General features: G+C 28.3%; 20 protein-coding genes. 4 read left to right on the forward strand and 16 right to left on the reverse strand.

Annotation, left to right across the window (positions count from 1 at the left end):
* Positions 1–66: 66 nt before the first annotated feature.
* Both MKD34_RS10790 and lgt read right to left on the reverse strand, forming a co-directional pair.
* On the reverse strand, positions 67–477 hold the full coding sequence (locus MKD34_RS10790; protein WP_023050487.1) for an META domain-containing protein: 411 nt from the start codon (positions 475–477) through the stop codon (positions 67–69).
* The gene (lgt, locus tag MKD34_RS10795) at positions 477–1,349 is read right to left on the reverse strand and encodes a prolipoprotein diacylglyceryl transferase (protein ID WP_240220215.1); all 873 of its coding nucleotides are present in this window, start codon (positions 1,347–1,349) and stop codon (positions 477–479) included. The genes MKD34_RS10790 and lgt overlap by 1 nt, the downstream gene beginning before the upstream one ends.
* Positions 1,350–1,604: 255 nt before the next feature.
* Between lgt and MKD34_RS10800 the strand changes: the two genes are divergently transcribed.
* Genes MKD34_RS10800 through panF form a run of 3 tightly spaced genes read left to right on the forward strand, consistent with a single transcriptional unit; the run spans position 1,605 to position 4,566 of the window.
* Complete coding sequence (locus MKD34_RS10800; RefSeq protein ID WP_240220218.1) at positions 1,605–2,816, forward strand: FprA family A-type flavoprotein; 1,212 nt, start codon at positions 1,605–1,607, stop codon at positions 2,814–2,816.
* A gap of 59 nt (positions 2,817–2,875) precedes the next feature.
* Complete coding sequence (locus tag MKD34_RS10805; RefSeq protein ID WP_240220221.1) at positions 2,876–3,109, forward strand: YhdT family protein; 234 nt, start codon at positions 2,876–2,878, stop codon at positions 3,107–3,109.
* A gap of 8 nt (positions 3,110–3,117) precedes the next feature.
* The gene (panF, locus tag MKD34_RS10810) at positions 3,118–4,566 is read left to right on the forward strand and encodes a sodium/pantothenate symporter (RefSeq protein WP_240220222.1); all 1,449 of its coding nucleotides are present in this window, start codon (positions 3,118–3,120) and stop codon (positions 4,564–4,566) included.
* A gap of 17 nt (positions 4,567–4,583) precedes the next feature.
* On the opposite strand, the gene MKD34_RS10815 is transcribed toward panF, so the two are convergent.
* The 14 genes from MKD34_RS10815 to fdhF all read right to left on the reverse strand — a co-directional run bounded on the left by MKD34_RS10815 (position 4,584) and on the right by fdhF (position 19,782).
* Positions 4,584–6,482 carry a molybdopterin biosynthesis protein gene (locus MKD34_RS10815; RefSeq protein WP_240220225.1) on the reverse strand — a complete coding sequence of 633 codons (1,899 nt, stop codon included), beginning with the start codon at positions 6,480–6,482 and terminating at the stop codon, positions 4,584–4,586.
* The gene (locus MKD34_RS10820; RefSeq protein WP_240220228.1) at positions 6,475–7,680 is read right to left on the reverse strand and encodes a molybdopterin molybdotransferase MoeA; all 1,206 of its coding nucleotides are present in this window, start codon (positions 7,678–7,680) and stop codon (positions 6,475–6,477) included. The genes MKD34_RS10815 and MKD34_RS10820 overlap by 8 nt, the downstream gene beginning before the upstream one ends.
* Entirely contained in the window at positions 7,680–8,390 is a 711-nt protein-coding gene (tatC, locus tag MKD34_RS10825) for a twin-arginine translocase subunit TatC (RefSeq protein WP_240220231.1), read from the reverse strand. The genes MKD34_RS10820 and tatC overlap by 1 nt, the downstream gene beginning before the upstream one ends.
* A complete protein-coding gene (locus MKD34_RS10830; protein WP_240220233.1) occupies positions 8,380–8,580 on the reverse strand; it encodes a twin-arginine translocase TatA/TatE family subunit in 201 nt (66 codons plus the stop codon). Before MKD34_RS10830 ends, tatC begins: the two co-directional genes overlap by 11 nt.
* Before the next feature lie 15 nt (positions 8,581–8,595).
* Positions 8,596–9,315, reverse strand: a complete 720-nt coding sequence (fdhD, locus tag MKD34_RS10835; RefSeq protein WP_240220235.1) for a formate dehydrogenase accessory sulfurtransferase FdhD — start codon at positions 9,313–9,315, stop codon at positions 8,596–8,598.
* A gap of 11 nt (positions 9,316–9,326) precedes the next feature.
* Positions 9,327–9,851, reverse strand: coding sequence for a hypothetical protein (locus MKD34_RS10840; protein ID WP_240220244.1), 525 nt, complete (start codon positions 9,849–9,851; stop codon positions 9,327–9,329).
* Between the two features lie 17 nt (positions 9,852–9,868).
* The gene (locus MKD34_RS10845; protein WP_240220246.1) at positions 9,869–11,977 is read right to left on the reverse strand and encodes an aldehyde ferredoxin oxidoreductase; all 2,109 of its coding nucleotides are present in this window, start codon (positions 11,975–11,977) and stop codon (positions 9,869–9,871) included.
* Positions 11,978–11,997: 20 nt separating this feature from the next.
* A complete protein-coding gene (locus MKD34_RS10855) occupies positions 11,998–12,645 on the reverse strand; it encodes a ferredoxin-like protein (RefSeq protein WP_407933865.1) in 648 nt (215 codons plus the stop codon).
* Positions 12,645–13,250 carry an ABC transporter ATP-binding protein gene (locus MKD34_RS10860; protein ID WP_240220249.1) on the reverse strand — a complete coding sequence of 202 codons (606 nt, stop codon included), beginning with the start codon at positions 13,248–13,250 and terminating at the stop codon, positions 12,645–12,647. The genes MKD34_RS10855 and MKD34_RS10860 overlap by 1 nt, the downstream gene beginning before the upstream one ends.
* Positions 13,251–13,880, reverse strand: a complete 630-nt coding sequence (locus MKD34_RS10865; protein WP_240220251.1) for an ABC transporter permease — start codon at positions 13,878–13,880, stop codon at positions 13,251–13,253.
* A 1-nt stretch (position 13,881) separates the two neighbouring features.
* On the reverse strand, positions 13,882–14,667 hold the full coding sequence (locus tag MKD34_RS10870) for a substrate-binding domain-containing protein (protein WP_240220264.1): 786 nt from the start codon (positions 14,665–14,667) through the stop codon (positions 13,882–13,884).
* Between the two features lie 141 nt (positions 14,668–14,808).
* A complete protein-coding gene (mobA, locus tag MKD34_RS10875) occupies positions 14,809–15,393 on the reverse strand; it encodes a molybdenum cofactor guanylyltransferase (RefSeq protein ID WP_240220267.1) in 585 nt (194 codons plus the stop codon).
* Positions 15,390–17,111, reverse strand: a complete 1,722-nt coding sequence (locus MKD34_RS10880) for a 2Fe-2S iron-sulfur cluster binding domain-containing protein (protein WP_240220270.1) — start codon at positions 17,109–17,111, stop codon at positions 15,390–15,392. Before MKD34_RS10880 ends, mobA begins: the two co-directional genes overlap by 4 nt.
* Before the next feature lie 10 nt (positions 17,112–17,121).
* Positions 17,122–19,782, reverse strand: coding sequence for a formate dehydrogenase subunit alpha (fdhF, locus tag MKD34_RS10885; RefSeq protein ID WP_240220273.1), 2,661 nt, complete (start codon positions 19,780–19,782; stop codon positions 17,122–17,124).
* Positions 19,783–20,039: 257 nt separating this feature from the next.
* Between fdhF and MKD34_RS10890 the strand changes: the two genes are divergently transcribed.
* Positions 20,040–21,284 (forward strand): helix-turn-helix domain-containing protein, encoded by a 1,245-nt coding sequence (locus MKD34_RS10890; RefSeq protein ID WP_240220275.1) that lies wholly within the window; start codon positions 20,040–20,042, stop codon positions 21,282–21,284.
* Positions 21,285–21,358 lie beyond the last annotated feature (74 nt).

The following is a 21,358-nucleotide window of genomic DNA, read 5'->3' on the forward strand; positions in this document are numbered from 1 at the left end:
AATCCAATTTTTTATAGGAAACTTATTTTCCTTGGATATTTTTTATTTTGATATTATTTTTTACCATTATTTTAACTTTTTGTCAACTTTTTTATTTTCCTTATATTGTAAAGTAGACCCATCTTTTAAATTAAAAATTAATATGTCATCTTCAACTTTAAATGTTTGAACTGTATCTAACTTCTCTAAATATTCAGATTCCATCTTCATAACTTTATCTGAACCTGCCATTAAAGTTGATCCTAATTTTTCTAACTTGATTTTATTTCCTTTTTTCTCATATCTTCCAAAATAATTATTTAATCCAGAGAATCCATAAAAATTATGTTCGTCAAACCCTATTAGTACATTTGGAATAGAATTCTCTTGAATTAAAATATACTCTTTCCCTACTAATCTTTTATTTTTTGTTGTCAAGCTTGAACACCCTCCAAATAAAACTGAAATCATTAATAGTATTCCTAAGATTTTTTTCATTATTTATCACTCCCTGATTTTTTATTAATAACTATTATAATTATTGCTGCTATCAACAACATTATAAAACTTACAACATGCGGGGCTCTAAACCCATACAGCATTAAATCTTCTGCTCTAAAGAAACTCACAATTATACGATTAATACTATATATTATTATATATGTCCACCAGATTGTTCCCGTAGCATAATTTTTTTTCCTCATAAAAAAATATAAAAAGAAAAAACCTATAAAATTAAGTGTTGCTTCATAAAGCATTGCTGGATGAAGAGGCAAATTAGGAAATTCTGATCCTGCTGGTGATGATGTTGGAAATACTAATCCCCAAGGAACTAACTCTTTATATTGAGCTTTTTCAGTTAAACTCATTAAATTATAACTACTATACCATTGATAAAAACTTGGTTTTAAATTAAATATTACTTTCAATGGAGTAAATGTTGGAACACCATGTACTTCTCCATTAGCTAAATTTCCAAACCTACCTATCCCTTGCCCTAAAAGTAACAATGGTGCAACCATATCTCCTAATAAAAATGGATTCAACTTTTTCCTATGAGCATAGATTAAAGTTCCTATAAATCCACCAATTATACCACCATGTATAGCCATTCCACCTTTCCATACAGCTATTATATCCTGAGGATGAGAAAAGTAATAAGTATAATTGAACAAGACATAATACAATCTTCCTCCTAAAAGTCCTGACAGCATTGCAACAAAAGCATAATCTTCAATAATATTTTTTGATATTCCTTTTTTATCAGCTTCTTTTTTTAATAATTCTATTCCTATAAAAAACGCTATTGCGTAACATAATCCATAATAACTTAATTTAAAACTTCCTATTTGTAAAAATATTGGATTCATATAAAATCTCCCTATTTGTAATTTTTATATATCTAGCTTTGATTTGATTATATCACCACTTCTAATTTTCGTAAAACTTTTTTTAATTTTTTCTACATTATTTAATAAATCAATGTCCTTTTTATATTTTTTTTGTATAGTTTTTGTTAACCTATATTTAATTATTGTTTATTTTTACAATTATAGTTGAATTTTTAACGATTTTAGATTAAAATATAAGCAGTTAATATAGACTAAAATATCAAGGAGGAAAATATGCATTATCATGCGCCTATTACAGAAAAAGTTTTCTGGATTGGAACTAACGATAGAAAAACTGAAAGATTTGAAAATTATTTGCCATTACCGCAAGGTGTTGCCTATAACTCATATTTAATAAACGATGAAAAGACTTGTATCATTGATACAGTTGACTTCTCAACAGCTGGATTATTTATTGAAAAAATCAATGGAATTTTAAAAGGAAAAGCTCTAGACTTTATTATAGTTAATCATATGGAACCTGATCACTCTGGCTCTTTAGGAGAAGTTATGGCTCATTTCCCTGAGGCAAAACTTATCGGTAACGTAATAACACTAAAAATGATTAAAGCTTTTATACCTGATTTTGATGAAGCTAAATTTATTTGTATCAAAGAAGGAGATCAATTAAGTTTAGGACATCACACTTTAACTTTTGCTATGGTTCCTATGGTTCACTGGCCTGAATCAATGGTTACATACGATATGACTGATAAAATTTTATTCTCGAATGATGCTTTTGGAAGTTTTGGAACTTTAGACGGAGGAATTTTTGATGATGAAATCAATTTCTCTTTCTATGAAGATGAAATGAGAAGATACTATTCTAATATCGTTGGAAAATACGGACCTCAAGTTTTAAATGCTATTAATAAATTAGGTGGACTTGAAATAAAATATATCTGTCCTTCTCACGGAATTTTATGGAGAAAAGATATATCTGTAGTTATTAATCACTTTGCTAATTGGGCAAGTTTTACTCCTGAAGAAGAAGGCGTTGTTATCGTTTACGGTACACTATATGGAACAACTGCAAAAATGGCAAATGTTATTGCTAGAGAACTTGCTTGGAATGGAATTAAAAATATAAAAATATATGATGCTTCAAAAACTGATCACTCTTATATTATTAGCGATATTTGGAAATACAAAGGGCTTATTATTGGATCTGCAGCTCATAACAATGATGTTTATCCTGTTTTACAAGGACTTTTACATAAATTAAAAAATTACGGTTTAAAAAATAGATATCTTGGAATTTTTGGAAACATGTTATGGAGTGGTGGTGGAGTAAGAGGAATACAAGCTTTTGCTGATGCACTTCCTGGTTTAGAAGTTATTGCTGATGCTGTTGAAGCTAAAGGTGAACCAACTCCAGAAGATCAAAGAAAATTAGAAAATATTGCTAAAGCTATGGCTGAAAAGCTAAAAAGTGAAAGACAATAGTGTCTAAAACTTTAAGGAGAGCATAATTTGCTCTCTTTTTTTACGTTAAGGAGGTTTTTATGAAAAATAATATTAAACAAATCAATAAAGAAGCAATTATTACTTGTTTACTATATCTTTTTTACTTTTGTTGGTGGTACTATTTTGCATATATTTATAAATCAGATACCAATGAATTTATTTTAGGACTACCTAGTTGGTTTTTTTATTCTTGTGTTTTAGGATTAGTTGTTATAAATATATTAGTTTTTGTAGCTGTTAAATGCTTTTTTAAAGATATCAATTTAGATTAGGAGGATTAATGCTTATACTTTTACCAATTATTTTATATCTTTTTTTAATGTTAGGTGTAGCTTGGAAAGTTAATAAAATTAAAAATAATAACAACGTTGATTTTATGGAAGAATACTTTATTGGAAGCAGAAATATGGGTGGATTTGTTCTTGCTATGACAATTATTGCTACTTATATTGGTGCTAGTTCATTTATAGGGGGACCTGGAGTTGCTTATAAATTGGGACTTGGTTGGGTTTTACTTGCATGTATTCAAACACCTACTGCTTTTTTAACCTTAGGAATTTTAGGAAAGCGTTTAGCTATAATATCACGTAAAATTGGTGGCCTTACTATCACTGATTTACTTAGAGCAAGGTATAAAAACGATATTGTTGTTATTCTAGGATCTGTTATTATGTTAGTTTTCTTTATTGGAACTGTTGTTGCAAACTTTGTTGGTGGAGCAAGACTTTTTGAAAGTGTTACTGGTCTTCCTTATATTGTTGGATTAGTTATTTTTTCCTTTGTCATAATTACTTATACAACTATTGGTGGATTTAGAGCTGTTGCTTTAACAGATGCTATTCAAGGTGGGGTTATGTTAATTGCTTCAGGTATTTTATTTTTCACTCTTTTAAAAAATGGTGGTGGAATGGAAAATATTATGAGAACAATTGAACAAACAAATCCTGCTCTTTTGACACCAGATTCTGGTGGAGCAATTGCTAAACCTTTTATTCTTTCTTTCTGGATGCTCGTAGGAGTCGCTATTCTTGGTCTTCCTGCTACATCTGTTAGATGTATGGGATTTAAAGATAGTAAATCAATGCACAATGCTATGATTATTGGAACATCTGTTGTTGGAATTTTAATGCTTGTTATGCATTTAATTGGAGTTATGGGAGTTGCTATTCTTCCTGGAATAACTATTGGTGATAAAATAATTCCAACCTTAGCAATTTCAAAATTACATCCTATTTTAGCTGGTGTATTTATAGGTGGGCCTCTTGCTGCTATTATGTCTACCGTTGATTCATTTTTAATTTTATCATCTGCAACTATTGTCAAAGATTTATATATTAACTATATTAATCCAAATCCTGGAGATAAAAAAATTAAAAAGCTTTCACTATTTACTTCATTATTTATAGGAGTAATTGTTTTCCTTTTATCTCTTGATCCACCTGAACTTTTAGTTTGGATAAATCTTTTTGCTCTAGCAGGTCAAGAAGCGGCATTTTTCTGTCCTATTATTATGGGATTATATTGGAAGAGAGCTAACGCTCTTGGTGCTATATCTTCTATGATTTTTGGTGTAGCTTCATACATATATTTTTCTGTTTTTAAAATTAGCTTTTCTGGTCTTCATCAAATTGTTCCAGTTATTGCTATGAGTTTATTAGTCTTCATTTTAGGTTCTTTCTTAGGTGAAAAACCTGATGAGGAAACTATTGATACCTTCTTCAATCTTTAAATATAAAATGCTCGAGATTATCTCGAGCATTTTATTTCTATAACTTCACCTGGTTTATTTAAACTATATCCATCTAAACTCTCTATTTTTCTCTTTATAAAATCAGATTTTAAAAATTTAATAAATTCTTTAATTTTTTCACTATTTTTTATCTCTGGATTTATTAAAAAATCATACTCCTCTTTAGCCAAGGGAATAAAATCTAAATCTGCTATTTTAGCAGCTTCCATTATTCCTAATCCAACATCAGCTGTTTCATTTTTTATAGCCATTGCTACATCTAAATGAGTTGCAACTTCATAATCATAGCCTTTCAAATTTCTATAATCTAAGCTTTCATCTCTCAACCAATAGTCTAAAAGTATTCTCGTTCCTGATCCTCTTTGTCTATTTACAAATTTAACATTTTTTTCTAATATATCTTTGATTTCTTTTAAATTTAAAGGGTTTCCTTTTTGGACTATTAACCCCTGGATTCTTTCTACACCTTTTACCAACATCATATCCTCATCGGGAAAATATTTTTTTATAAAAGAAACATTATATTCTCCATTTTCTTCATCTAACATATGAATAGGTGCAATATCTGTATTTCTCTGTTTTATTGCTAATATCCCTCCGAAACTTCCCACATGAGTAGAGCATAACTTTATAGAATCTCCAATTAAGTCCATAATAATATCATGACTTCCTATTGATACTAAATTATTATCTATCTCTTTTAATGGTTTTAATAACCTTACCTTTACTCTCTCTCCTAAACCAATCCCTTCAACTGATTTAGATATTTCCAAAATTCCATCCGCTTTTGATAAACTCGTTGTAATACCTGCTCCTCTAGCTAAAGGCATTACTATATATTCATCTTTGCTTTTATGTAAAGTTACTCTCACAAGCTCTTTATGTTTTAAAGACGATGCTATATTTTTTCCTAATTTTCCCTCTATAAAATTTTCAACATTAAAAATATTAGTCATCTTTTCTAAAAGTGGTTTCATAAATATATCCATCGCTAAATATGCTGAAACTGGATAGCCTGGTATTCCTATAACTGGTTTTCCATTTATTTTTCCTAATATTGTTGGTTTTCCAGGTTTAATTGCTACCCCATGAATAACAACCTCTCCTATCTCTTCAATCACACTTTTTGTATAATCTTTACTACCTGCTGAAGACCCCGCATTTACAACTAAAACATCATATTTTTTAGAAAGTTCATTTAATGTTTTTTTCATTTCATTATAATTATCTTTTAACTTTTCTTGAATATGAGGTATCGCACCCCACTCTTTTATTTGAGCTGAAAATATATATGAATTACAATCGATTACCGATTTCTCCTTAAATTCCTCTTTAAATATGTCTATAACTTCATCTCCTGTTGGAATAATAGCTACTATTGGTTTTTTATAAACCTCTATCTCCTTTATTCCTCCAGTTATAAGTGCTCCTAAATCTTGAGGTAAAATTTTATGATTCGACTTTATTAACATTTCTCCTACTACAATATCTTCACCTATTGGCCTTATGTGTTGCCACGGCTTTGCATTCTTTATAATTTTAAAGTTTCCATCCTCTAATTCAATTAACTCTTCAATCATAACAACACAATCCCCTAAAGATAAATCCAGTGGATTTCCTGTATTTACATATTTAAAATCATTTTCATTTAAGTACACAGGGGTTACTTCCGTCGCTTCTTTTATTTTTTCTGAAAAAAGAAAAATTCCATCCATTGCGCTTGCTGCATATGTAGGAGAACAATAATTAGCATAAACTGCTTTATAAGTAACTCTTCCTACTGAATCTAAAACTGATATTTTTTCACTTTTAAAATCAAAAGATATTTCTGAAAAATATTTTTCTAAAGCTAATTCTACATCAATATTATCTATATAAATATTTCTTTTAGACATTTAATACAACCTCCACTAACTCTCCTTTATAAAGCCCTTCTTTATGTTCTGGTATAACTATATAACCATCTCCATCTAAAATTGGTCTTATCATAGAAGACTTACTAACAACTGGATAAACTTGTACTTTTTGATCCTCTGTCTTTAACTTAACATTTATGAAGCATGTTTTTCCAGGGTCACCATAAATATTTTCTTTTAACTTCCCATATATTTTCACTCTTTTTTTATTTAAAAATATTGGTTCAACCAGAGCTTTAAAAACATTTACTCCTGATTGAGGGTGTCCTGGCATTCCAAAGATAAATTTATTTTTATATTTTGCTATTATTGTGGGCTTTCCAGGTTTTAAAGATATTCCATGAACAAATATATTACCACCTATATCTTCTATCGCTTTTTCTGTAAAATCTCTCACTCCTACAGAACTTCCACCAGAGATTAATACAACATGAGCTGTTTCCAAAGCTTCCTTTAATGTTGATGATAGTATGCTTAAATTATCTTTTACTAAAAATGTGTTGGTAACCTCTCCTAATCCCTCCTCTATTAGAGCTCTAAAAATATTTGTATTTATATCATAAACCTCACCTATTTTTAATTCTTTTCCTAACTCTACAATTTCATCTCCTGTAGAAATAATTGCAAATTTTATTTTCTCGTAAACTTTAACTTTAGAGATTCCAATAGAAGATAAAACACCTATATGACTTGATGTTATTCTTTCGTCTGATTTAACTAAGCAATCATCTTTTTTTATCTCAGATCCCTTTACAATTATATTTGAAAGTTGTGCGACACCTTTATTAACTAATATCTCTTCACCTAAAGCTTCACAATCCTCTATCATAACCATAGCGTCTGCTCCAACAGGAAGCATACCTCCAGTTGGAATATACATACACTGGCCTAACTCTATCTTACTAATATTTTCCTCTCCCATTTTCGCATCTCCTATATTTTTTAAAGGGATTGGAGAAAATTCACTAGCTCCATAAATGTCTTTAGCTTTTACAGCATAACCATCTACTGTAGACCTATTAAATGATGGTAAATCTATATTTGATACTATATTTTCTGCTATAATTTTATTTAAAGAGTTCTTTAATAAGACCTCTTCTATTTTTAATTCTTTATCTAATTTTGATACTATACTATCTATAGCTTCTTTTAAACTCACTGTTTTAAAAAATCTCATTATTCCTCCTGATATTTATTTATTAACCAACAAATACCTATACTTAACTGTAATAATAATATCATTGGAAGTGCTAACATAATTTGAGATATTATGTCTGGTGGTGTCATTACTGCTGCTACTATAAATATTATTAATATCATAATTGGTTGTTTTTTCTTTAATGTTGTTGCTTTTATAAGCTTTAATTTTGCTAATAAAGCTGCTAAAACAGGCATTTCAAATACAACTCCAAAAGTAAAAATAATACTTAATACGAAATCTAAATATGACCCTATCGAAATCATTTGAGCAATCTCATCTCTTTGGAATTTTTGAAAAAACTCTAACATTGTTGGTAATACCATCTTATAAGCAAAGTAGCTTCCAGTTATAAAAAATAATAATCCTCCTATAAAAGACCCAACTATATATAATCTTTCATTTCTATAAAGACCTGGTGATATAAAGGTCCATATCTGTAAAATTGTTATCGGTAATGCTAAAATTATTCCTCCTATTAAAGATATTTTGAGATAAGCTAAAAATAACTCTGGAGGAGTTAAATAAACCAACTTCATACTTTTATTCATTTTCAAAAATATTTCAATTAATATATTTGAATATTCATAACAAATAAACGTTGTAATTAAATTAGCAACAACGATATATAACATCCTTTTTCTCAACTCTGCTAAATGTCCTAGCATTGTTAAATTTTTATTTTTCACTATTTCCCTCATTCTTTGATTGCGTATTATTTGGATCTATATCCTTACTAATATCATTAGCGTGCCCTTTAAACTCTTTTATAGCTTTTCCCAAACTTTTTCCAATTTCTGGTAACTTTGATGGTCCAAAAACTACTAACGCTATACATAATATTAATATCAATTCAAACGGTCCTAATCTTCCAAACATATTTTATCTCTCCCCTTATTTTATTCTATTTTCAAAAGTGTAAATTATTGGATCATTTTTTCCAACCCTTCCAATTAAACAAACTCCCAATTTTTCCGCTAATTCTATTGCTAAACTACTTGGAATACTAATTGTAGCTACAACAGGTATTTTAGTTGCTACGGCTTTAAGTACCATATCCAAAGATAATCTTCCTGTAGTTGTTATAACCGAATTTTTTAAATCAAATTCTTTATTTAAAGCTGCTCCAATGACTTTATCAACAGCATTATGTCTTCCTATATCCTCTCTTATAACAACTTCACCATTTGTATTTCCAATTGATGCACAATGCATTCCACCACTATTTTTATACATTATTGCACCCTCTAACATCTCTCTTGCAATATTTTTTATTCTTTCTAAAGATATTTGATGAGGATATTCTATTTTTTCTTTTTGCATAACTTTTTCATCAAAAAGTGCTCCACTTCCACATCCACTTAAAACTACCTTTGGAATAGTAAATAAATCATCTTTTACTTCTCCTAAAGTATACGTAGCAATAAGTCTAGCATCTTTGCAAGCTGCAATACTTTCTAAATCATTTTTACTCTTTACTATTCCTCTTGTGTAAAGGTGACCTAAAGCTAAATCCTCTAAATCATATGGTGAACACATAAACGTTACCAATTTCTCTCTATTTATTCTAAGCTCTACGGGTGCTTCTTCACATACATTGCTTTTTCTTAACATATTACTCCTCTTTATGGATTTTCAAATTGACCTACTTCTACCCATTCACATAATCCTTTTGCATGGCCTAATACCATGTATATATCTGAAAATAGGTATCTAGCTCCATTTGAAGCTTCCACACTTTTTATATCTGTATATTCTTTAGTTGTTAATATTTTTTCTAGTAAATAGTCAATATCTTTTCTATTAAAAGGATTTAATTTAAAGGTTTCTAAAGAAGTTGGTCTTGGATATAACTTAGATTCCATTCTAACCAACTCTACTATTGTTTCTTCAATATTTTTTTCCTTTAAATTATACAATACATCTCTATATGTATTACTAATATAGTCTTTTGAATAAAAATATACTTCGACTTTTCCTCTAATCATATCAATATCTTTTGTTTTTTCATCTATTTTTAGTTCATCTATTATTTTTTCAATTTTAGAAGCCTTTAATTTTAAAGGCTTCTCTTCTAATTCTTTTCCACTAATTAATCTCCCCAATTTTGAGGCTTCTCTTATAATTTCAACTAGAATCTCTTTATTCATATTTTTTCCTTTTAATACTATGCTGGTAATAAATTCAATCTTTCAAGCTCTACTGCAACATCAGCCATACCTAATCTATTTAAAGTTTCTTTTGTAGGAGCTCCTGTTTTTTCATCCCATCCCATCTCTTTATAGAACATTGTCAGTGCAACTTGCATATCCTCTCTATCCATCTTATCTGTTCCAGGAGTAAATGCTTTAATATCTGGATCTTTATCGAATACCCAATCAGTCATTCCATCATGTTCTTCTCTCATATTAATCGTATTCATATTTTTTACTGTTAATGCTCTATGTAAAGTAAATACTCTTTCTGCAGCTAAATCTAAACTTTCTTCTGTATAATTTTCTCCAGTTACCACAGTCATAAACTTAGATTCTAAAGCTAAATCTCCTCTATAATTTCTTGATTTATGTGGAGAAACTGTCATTGGCCACATCCAATTACAAAGAGTTAAAGAATCATGTAAACAATTTTTTACAATAGCCCATTTAGCTAACTTAGCTTTATATTCATTCATTGGGCTATAATTTAATGGTGGGTCTATTCCATCAGGTGAACCTACAATTTCTGCTACAACCTCTTTTTGAATCTCTATTGGTAAACCGCTTCCAACTAAATTTACTAAGGTGTGACTCTGAGCATCTCTGTTGAACATACAGCTTATTAATGACCCTACTTGACCATTTGTTTCATTAGAATGATGTTTTGGAAATCCTAATCTTGACCATAATCCATATTTAGGGTTATTCCAATAATCATCTCCAAAGTCCCATCTTTTAGCAACCCAATATGCTCCGTCTCCGAGATGACTCAATTCTCCCTCCTTATAAGCTATTCTTCTATAAAAATCAATTAAGAATGCCGGATCTTTTTCTTCTAATAAATTCCAGGGAATAGAGTTATACTCATCTTCTGGTAAGACCTTTTTAAAAATTCCACTTTCATATCCATGTTTTAAATCTGTTCCAATAAGACCATAGTTACACCATACTCCATAGTCATCAGCTAATGATGCTCCAATAACTGCAGCAAACATTTTTCCGTCACCTTTCTCTTCTATATCTTTATTTCCTTTAAACATCACTCTTTGAGGTGAAAAGTAACCCATACAAGTATTTGCTACATAAGGTGATAGTCCATAATCTTGTAATTTAGGTACCTTTAATTGGCTCATACATCTAATTGGGCATGATTGACATCCTCCCATTCTTACTGTATATTTTTCTGCTGAAGGACCTAAATCAAATGTAGCTTTCATTGTTCTATAGCCCACTTTATTTACATCGCCTGCTGCTGCAATTCCAGTTTCTATCGGTCCACCCTCTGCTGCACCCCAAGTTAAACCTTCTCTAGCTGTCCATCTGCTACCTTTATGATGAAACTCAGACCACGGTTGTGGAGTACTTGGTACAACATGTTGATTATTTGCTCCAATTAAATCTTTCATCATATAATTATTTAACTTTAGTAATTCTCTACCTTTTCCAGCAATATTAACAGCATTAGTCCCTTTTACTCCAATAGCCTTTAACATCTTTGATCCTAATACACCGCCATGTCCTCCTGCTGAATGACTTAATCCGTTCATAATTACAGAAAGATTTACCATATTTTCTCCTGCTTGACCTATTGCTGCTATTGAAGCCTCTTTTCCCATTATTGCTCCTAATTGAGCTGTTGTATCTTTTATCCCTTTACCCCATACATTTGTTGCACTTTCTAAAGAAACTTTGTCATTATCTATTTTTAACCAAACTGGTCTATTTGATTTTCCTTCAATAATTATAGCATCATATCCTGCATATTTTAATTGAGCTGCAAAATTTCCTCCCATATGTGAATCTCCTACAGCATTGTAAGGATTTGATGGAAATAATGATGTTATATTTGTTCTAGAACTTGAAGGTGCTCCTGACCCTGTTAATGGTCCTACTGCAAATACTATTTTATTAGCTTCATCAAAAGCTTTTGTTCCTGCTGGTACTTCATCAAATATAACTTTATATCCTATTCCCATTCCACCAATAAAATCTTTATACTTAGACGTAGGTTCTTTTGTTATTATTCCTGTTGTTAAATTTACCCTTAAAATATTTCCTGCCCATCCATATGATTTACTCATCTTTTATTTATCCCCCTCAATTATCTCTTACTAAAAAAATGTGCTTTGCTAATATCTTCCCACTTAATAACTTTTAAAGCATCTGTAGGGCATCCTCTAACGCATGACCCACAAGTTGTACATTTTGTCGCATATCCATTTTCTGTATCTATTGTAGGCAAATTCCATGGACATGCTTCTGTACAAACTCCACATCCCACACATTTATCTTTTAAAACTACTCTTGCTCCTGTTCTTGCATCAGCTGCTATAGCTCCGTTGGGACAAGCATTAGCACAAAACGGTTCTCTACACTGCTTACATGTTACTGGAGACATCTTTAAATTCCCCATTTGCCCATCTTCATACTGGTAATTTATTTTAGGGCCTGTTGTTCCAAAGTTATAATTTTCTCCAACTTTAATTCGAGATAAAAATGGTTGAACTTTTCCATCATTTTGCAATGTACATGTTATTTCACAACGCTGACACCCTGTACATTTTGATCTATCCACTACTAATAATCCTTCTGGTAAAGCTATTGCCGCCATTGCTTCTTCACCAAAACCAAACATTGACAAGATTGAAGAGGTTACTGCAAATCCAGCAACTCCTTTTCCAGTTAATTTTAAAAATTCTCTTCTTGTAGTTTCTTTATCAAAAACCTTATTAATTAAACCTTTAGACATTACGTCCCCCTTTGTATTATTTTTCCTTCATCTACTTCGTAAATATAATTACTTATTCTTACTGCTTGTTCGTAATCATGTGTTACTATAATTATTAAACACCCCATATCCCTTAATTCACTCAATATTCTTTCTACTACATATGTGCTTTTTTTATCCATACTTGCCGTAGGCTCATCTAAAAGTAATATTTTTTTATTATAAAGAATTGTTCTAATAAATTGAATTTTTGCTTTTTCTCCACCAGACAAATTATCTACTGATGATTCTTTCAATTTTTCTATCTGAAACTCTTTTAAAAAAATAGTTACTTTATCTAATTCTATTTTCAAATTTCTCAACTTAAATGGTTCAGTTATGTTATAAATAACATTTCCTTTAAAAAATAGTGGTTCTTGTGTAGATAAAATTACATTATCTCTATCATATCTTAAATTTCCTTCATCATAAGATAAAATACCACCTAATATTTTTAAAAGAGTACTTTTTCCAGCACCATTTCTTCCCAATATTGAATAAATTTTTCCTTTAGAAAAATTTAAATTTGTTATCTCTAGAATTAGTCTATCTTTATAATATTTTTTTAAATTTTTTATCTCTATCAATTATTTCACCCATTTTATTAAGAAATTCAATAGAAAAGAAATACTAAACAAAATTAATGCTATCACTAAAGAAGTACTATAGTTTCCCATAGATGTTGATAAAGCTATATATGTCGTCATTACCCTAGTATAACCTTTAATATTTCCTCCAACTAGCATAACTGATCCTACTTCAGAAATTCCTCTGGCAAAAGCTACTAAAAATATTCCTAAAAACCTAGTTTTTAACTCTCTAAAAAAAACTCTATTTAATTTATTTGACGGTATATGTAAAATTTTACAAGTTGTTAAAATTCTACTACCATCATCTTCTAAAAGCTCTGAACATAATGTTATAACAAGTGGCAATAACAATAAAAATTGTGCTATTATTATTGCTGTTGGTGTAAACAGCAGATTTAAAGGTCCCAAAATCCCTCTTCTTGAAAGCATTAGAAGTACTACTAATCCAAATATTATTGTTGGAACTCCTGTTAAAGCTCTAAAAAACTCCAATATTTTTTTAAAAATTTTATCTTTTCTAAAAAATAATCCAAGGCTTATAAAAAATCCAACTATTGAACTTAAAATGCTTGCAACTCCTGTCACAAATAAAGATAGTAAAACAATCTCTATTATCTCTTTATTCACATTAATTACCTACAAAAAATAATGGTGTACCAAATTCATTTTTTCCATAATTTTTCATTATCTCTTCTGCTTCTTTTGACTGCATGAACTCTATGAATATTTTAATATCATCTTTTTTTGACTCTTGAACATTTGATAATTCTAAAATTGAATATATGTTTTTTAAAGGTTCTTTTTCATCTAAAGGTACTTCTTGTAATTTAAAATTATCTTTTACTTTTAAAAATGTTCCACTATCAGATAATGTAAATCCTTGTAGTTCAGAAGTTAAATTTAAAGTTTTAGCCATTCCTAAACCAGCTTCTTTATAATTTTTAAAATTCTTATCAATTTTTGCTTCTTTCCACATAGCTAACTCTTTAGAATGTGTCCCTGATTTATCACCTCTTGATATAAATATTAAATTTTCTTTTGCTATCTTACTTAATAATTTATTTAAGTTTTTAGGATAATTTGTTAAATCTTTCTCATTATCAGTCACAACTACAAAATAATTGTGCATCAACGGATGTCTTTTTACTCCATACCCATCCTTTATGAATTTTTCTTCTCTTCCAGGATCATGAGTAAATAAAATATCTACATCTCCTCTTTTTCCAAGTTCTAAAGCTTCCCCTGTCCCTTTAGCAATCCATTTTAATTCAATCCCTTTTTCATTTTTTAATGTTTTTGAAATCTCAGTTAGAAAACCTGTATCATCTAAAGATGTTGTCGTTCCCATTAGAATTTCTCCTGCATAAATGTTTGTACATATTAATAAACTCGTTAAAAATACGGACTTTTTCATTTTGAATCCCTCCTCATAAAATATGAATAATTATACTATTATACTAGTTTTTTTACAACTTTTTTATTCTTTTTGTATTATTTTAATTTTTTTTATACTAAAATAGAATAAAATTAAAATAGGATAAATTTAGAATTTATCCTACATTTTTTTTATTATTTCTAAATCTTCAAAAGTATTAATATTAAAAAAACCTTTAGAAATCTCTTCTGAATTTTTTAATTTATCAATATTTATCCAATTTACATTTAATTTCTGAAAAATTTTAGCTATTTTAAATTCTTTTCTTTTAATAGAATCAGTAATCTCACTCAAACTATTTTTTTTATATAGTGCACAAAGAGGTTCTTTATAAAAATTATGAATAGGTATTGATATATCATAATTACCTTTTATTTTTCCTAAATACTCTATAAATTCTTTTTTTATAAATGGAGTGTCACAAGATAAAATTAAACATTCATCGTTCAAAGCATTTTTTAATCCTGTAAAAATTCCACCTAATGGTCCTATATTTTTTATGTCATCTTCTATCACTTTCACATTGTATTTTAAATACTTTTCTGGAGAATTTGATATAATTATGATTTCTGAAAAATTTTCAAGTTTTTCTATTATAATTTCAAAAAATGGCTTTCCCTTAAATTCTAAAAAACTTTTATCAACATAATTTAATCTACTTCCTTTTCCACCGGCTAATAAAATTACACTTTTTTTATATTTCATACTTTTATTTTATTCGAATATGTGGTATGCAGAATATGATGGCTTTTATGACCACAAGGTTCTTTTAAATAATTTTTATAAAGATTAATTACCTCTATATTTTCATGAGACTTTCTAAGCGTTGAATTAGAATCAAAGGAATACATCCCTTTCATTCTAGCTTTCCTAACTTCTAAATTATCTGGAATTGGTGCTCCACCACCACTTATACAACCTCCATAACATGCCATTACTTCAATAAAATCAAATGAAATCTCTTTTCTCTCTATGGCATCTAAAATTCTTTTAGCTGATCCAATACCATTTATTACGGCTACTTTAATTTTTCTTTCTCCTAAAATTATTTCTGCAGATTTTACATTTTCAAATCCTCTTAGATCTTTAAATTCTATAATTTCTAATTGACCATCAGTTAAAATATGACTTACCGTTCTTAGTGCTGCTTCCATGACACCACCAGAAGATCCAAAAATTCTTCCTGCACTTGATCCTAATCCCATAAATGAATCGTAAGTTAAATCATCTGGCAAAGAATTAAAATCTATATTATTCATTTTTATTAATTTAGCAAACTCTCTTGTTGTTATAACTAAGTCTACATCTTTAATTCCATTTTCTTGCATTTCTACTCTTTCACTTTCACCCTTTTTAGCAGTACAAGGCATAATTGAAACAACATAAATATCTTCTTTAGGAATATTCAATTTATTTGAATAATAAGATTTTACTAATGCTCCAAACATTTGCTGAGGAGACTTACAACTTGATAAATTTTTTATAAAATTTGGGTATGATTGTTCCACATAATTAACCCATCCTGGGCAACAAGAAGTAAACATTGGCAGCTCTCCTTTACCTTTTATTAATCTCTCGATTAACTCTGTTCCCTCTTCCATTATTGTTACATCTGCTGAAAAATCTGTACTAAAAACTTTATCAAACCCTAATTTTTTCAAAGCTCCAACCATTTTCGAGGTTGCATCCACCCCAGGATTAATAAAAAATTCTTCTCCTATTGTATGTTTTATCGCTGGTGCCATCTGAACAACTATATGCTTTTCTGAATTTTTTAAAAGTCTATTTAATTCTGTTACACTATTTTTTTCTGTTAAAGCTCCTACTGGACAAATTTTTACACATTGTCCACAAGAAACACACTCAGTATCTCCTAATAGCTTTCTATCTCTTATTATAATTTCTTTAGTCCCATTAGTTTCTATAACTTCATAAATTCCTAATCCTTGAACTTCTCTGCAAATAGCGACACATTTTTCACATAAAATGCATTTATTCATATTTCTAGTTATCCCTGATGAACTATTATCTATTTCATATTTCTTTAAATCTAATAAATTTCTATTTACTATATTATATTCAAAAGATATATTTTGTAATTCACAATCTCCTTTTGATTTCTCGCAAGTTAAACAATCATTTGGATGATTTTTCATAATCTCTTTTAATATTTCTTCTCTTTTTTTAGTTATTTCGGCAGTCTTCGTCTTTATAACCATATTTTTTTCTGGATATGTTTCACAAGATTTTAAAAGTTCTCCATTGCATTCAACAATACAAATTCCACAAACTTTTTGTGATCCTAAATCTTCATGATGGCAAAGAGTGGGTATATTTATACCCATCTCTTTACATTTTTCTAAAAGTGTTTGTGTAGACTTTATATTTGTTAAAACTCCATCAATTTCTATTTGAAAATTCATAACTCCTCCACTAAATTAACTTCTCTATTCTTACTGCTGTTACTTTTAATTCTGGAATTCCACATTTTTCATCTATACGATCTGCTCCAGTTAATACGTTACAAGCTCCTTCTGCAAAATGAAAAGGCATAAAGAATAGTTCTTCTAATATTCCCTCATTAGGAGATACTCTCGTTAAAATTTCTCCTCTTCTAGATATAACCTTTATTATTTCTCCGCTTGTTATATTTAGCTTTCTCATTGTTTGTGGATGTATCTCTATATATGAATCTGGAGATTTTTCGTTTAATCCATCTACTTTTCCAGTCATTGTCCTTGTATGGTAGTGATATAAATTTCTACCATTTGTTAATAAATACGGGTACTGACTACATTGATTCTCTCCTAAAAGTTCTTGTTCTGAAGGAATAAACAATCCCTTTCCTCTCATTGGAGCATTCATGTGCAATATCGATGTTCCTTTTTTATTTTCTCCTATAGGCCAAGGTACTCCTATTTTGTCAATTATTTTATAATTTAGTCCTTTATATTGAGGAGTTACTTTTGCTATCTCATTTGTTATCTCTTCTGCAGATTTATAAACTTTTTCATATCCTAAAACATTCATTATATTATTTATAATTTTCCAATCAGGTTCTACACCTTCCCTATCTACAACTTTTCTAACTCTTTGTATCCTTCTTTCAGTATTAGTAAATGTTCCATCTTTTTCAGCAAAAGATAGTGCTGGTAATACAACATCTGCTAATTGAGCTGTTTCAGTCATAAATATATCTTGAACAATTAAAAAATCCAAAGACTCTAAAGCATGTTTTATATGATTTATATCCGGATCTGAAACCATTGGATTTTCTCCCATTATATATAAACATTTTAATTGATGATGCGAAGCTCTATGCATCATCTCTGGAATAGTATATCCAATTTTATCATTTAATTTAACTCCCCATTCTTTTTCAAATTTAGTTTTTACTTCTGGGTTATAAACTTTTTGATATCCTGGATATGAATCTGGAAGGCCTCCCATGTCACAAGAACCTTGGACATTATTTTGACCTCTTAAAGGATTGATTCCACCAAATTTAATCCCTATATTTCCACATAATAAAGCTAAATTAGATAGGCTCATTACTCCATTAGTCCCTGCTTTATGTTGAGTTATTCCCATAGCATAAAAAATTGATGCTACATCACTTGAATAAATTCTCGCAGCTTTCTCTATTAACTCTTTAGGTACTCCACATATATTACTTACATATTCTGGTGTATATTTTTCTACTAATTTTACTAATTCATCGAAATTTTCTGTATTTTTCTTTACATATTCCTTATTATACAAATTCTCTTTTATTATTATATGAATCATTCCATTAACAAGAGCAATATTTGTTCCTAAATTTAATTGCAGAAATACATCTGCGTCATCAGCTAAATCGATCATTCTTGGATCGGCAACAATCACTTTTGCGCCATTTAATTTAGCTGTTTTTATTTTAGATCCTATAACAGGGTGATTCTCTCTAGGATTTGACCCTATTATAAAGATAACTTTTGAGTCTACAACTTCTTCTATACTATTAGTCATAGCTCCACTTCCCAACGTAGTTGCTAACCCGGCAACCGTTGAACTGTGTCAAAGACGAGCGCAATGGTCAACATTATTTGTTCCAATTACTGCTCTAAAAAGCTTTTGAAAAATATAATTATCCTCATTTGTGCATCTTGCTGAAGTTAGTCCTCCAAAAGAATCTGAACCATATTTCTCTTTAATTTCCATTATATTTTTTTGAATAAGATTGTAAGCTTCTTCCCACGATGATGCTTCTAGTTTACCATTTTTTCTTATATATGGTGTATTTATCCTATCTGGATGATTTACAAACTTATAACCAAATTTACCTTTTACACATAGTAGTCCATCATTAGGAGCTACATTTGCTGGTTTTGCTTCAACTATCTTATTATCTTTAACTAAAAAATCAATTTGACATCCTACACCACAATATGAACAAGTAGTTCTAACACTTTTAGTTTCCCATGATCTATATTGTTCTTTTTCCTTTGGTAATAAAGCTCCTACAGGACATACACTCACACAATTTCCACAAGACATACATTTAGTATTATTAACTTTCTCTTCTTTTATAGGACCTGCATATTTCCTTCCATTTTCTTCCTTAATTTCTAATATATTACTTCCTTGTAAATTTTTACAAATTTCCACACATTTTCCACATGCTATGCATTTATTAGGATTTATTACATAAAATGGATTGGAATTATCTATTAATAAACTTTCCTTAAAATCATTCTTATTTTGATGAACTTCATATTCATAACAATAATCTTGTAATTTACATTCCCCTGATTTTTTGCATCCTAAACAATCTAAAGCATGTTCTTTAATTATATTCTCCAATATCTCTTTTCGTTTTTTAAGCACTAATTCACTATGAGTTTTTATTGTAGAATTATCTTTTAGCATAGTTTTACAAGCTTTCTCTAACTTGCCATCTACTTCTACAACACATATTCCACATTCTTGTTCATTTTTTTTTATTCTTTCATCATGACATAATGTTGGAATTGTTATACCCAAATCACTTAAAAAGTCTAAAAGAGTTTTGTTTTTTATAAAATTATACTCTTTTTTATTGACCTTTATACTCAATTTTTTCCTCCTTAAAAATATTACTAACCTTAATGAGTATAAAGTTTTTTCTTTTTATAAAAAATATCTTTTAGTCACTTTTTTTATAGTAAAAAATAATACTATTTTTTTCACAAATTACTTTTTTACAATTTTCGTACATATAAATAAAATATTTTTTTAAAAAAAGTACTTTTTTTCACTTTTTTTTAGAGAAAAAGATTGTTTTTAAAAAAAATATAATATATTATAATAAATAAAATTTAGGAAGTGATTTTATGAATCAAAATATTATTTACAAATTAGAGGATTTAATAAAAAATAATAATAAAACTCTTTTTTATGAATATTTAAAAATTCTTAATCTATATAAATTTTTTATCGAAAGTGTTCAAGAATTTGTTTTAGAAGATCAATTAGAAATAATTACATTTTTTCATGAAAAAGCTTTAAATAAAAATTTTAATATTTATGATATTTTAAATAAAAAAGAATCTTCAATTTTTATAACTAATAAAACAAAAGAAAAAAACTTTAAGCTAGCTTTAGAATATTATCAAAATAGAACCCTTTATTCTTTAGATTCATGTCAAAGTATAGATGCAATCAAGAAAACCAATAAATATACGTATTCTGTTATTGATTTTTTAGTTAAAAATACTTCTTTAATATCTAATGTTTATGATTTTAATAAAGAGATGTTCCAAGAAAAATTAGAATATTTTTCTTCTGATAAAGAATTTTATGAAATATACTCTGATAAATATTGTGATATTATTTTAATTAAAAAAAATTTTTTTCAAGAATTTAATCCTTCTTTATTTTCTAGTTTTGGTTTAACTTTAAGATTTTGCGAATTAGGACAAATAGGTTTTAAAAAAGATACTATAATATTAAATGAAAATGAAGCCCTTGTAACAAATGGAATATCTTTAGGTCAATATAAAGTATTAACAAACGAAATTAACTATCTTACTATACACATAAAAGATAAATTTCTTAAAGATTTTAATATAAAAGATATTAATTATTCTATGAAAAAACTACCTTGGAAAATTGAAAAAAAATCTTCCTTACTTTTTGAAACTTTAAATACTTTAAAAAATAATAAAATTCTCATTTTAAATTTTCTAACAAAAATAATGCTTGAGCTTTTAAATGAAAAAAATAGCTTAGATTTTAAAGTACTTTCTGAAAATAATATTATAAAAATAACTAAATTCATTGATAATAATCTTGATAATCCTAGTTTGTCAATAAACTACTTACAAAATATATTTGGTTTTAATAAAAATATTTTAATTCAACTTTTCAAAAAAAATTACAATATTTGTCCATCTAAGTATATTATAAATAAAAAGCTTGAATATGCCTCTACTCTTCTTATAGAAACTGAATTATCTGTAACAGAAATTGCATCTAAATTAAATTTTTCAAATTCTAGTAAATTTTCCTTAAATTTTAAAGGTAAATTTTTATATACGCCTTTACAATTTAGAAAAAAATATAAAGAACTTAAGTAAGATTATTATTTATTTTGATATTTTTCCTTTTTTTATATATAATCATAAGTAAGAATTACATAATTATGGAGGAT

This window comes from Cetobacterium somerae (assembly GCF_022430525.1).
Lineage (GTDB): Bacteria > Fusobacteriota > Fusobacteriia > Fusobacteriales > Fusobacteriaceae > Cetobacterium_A.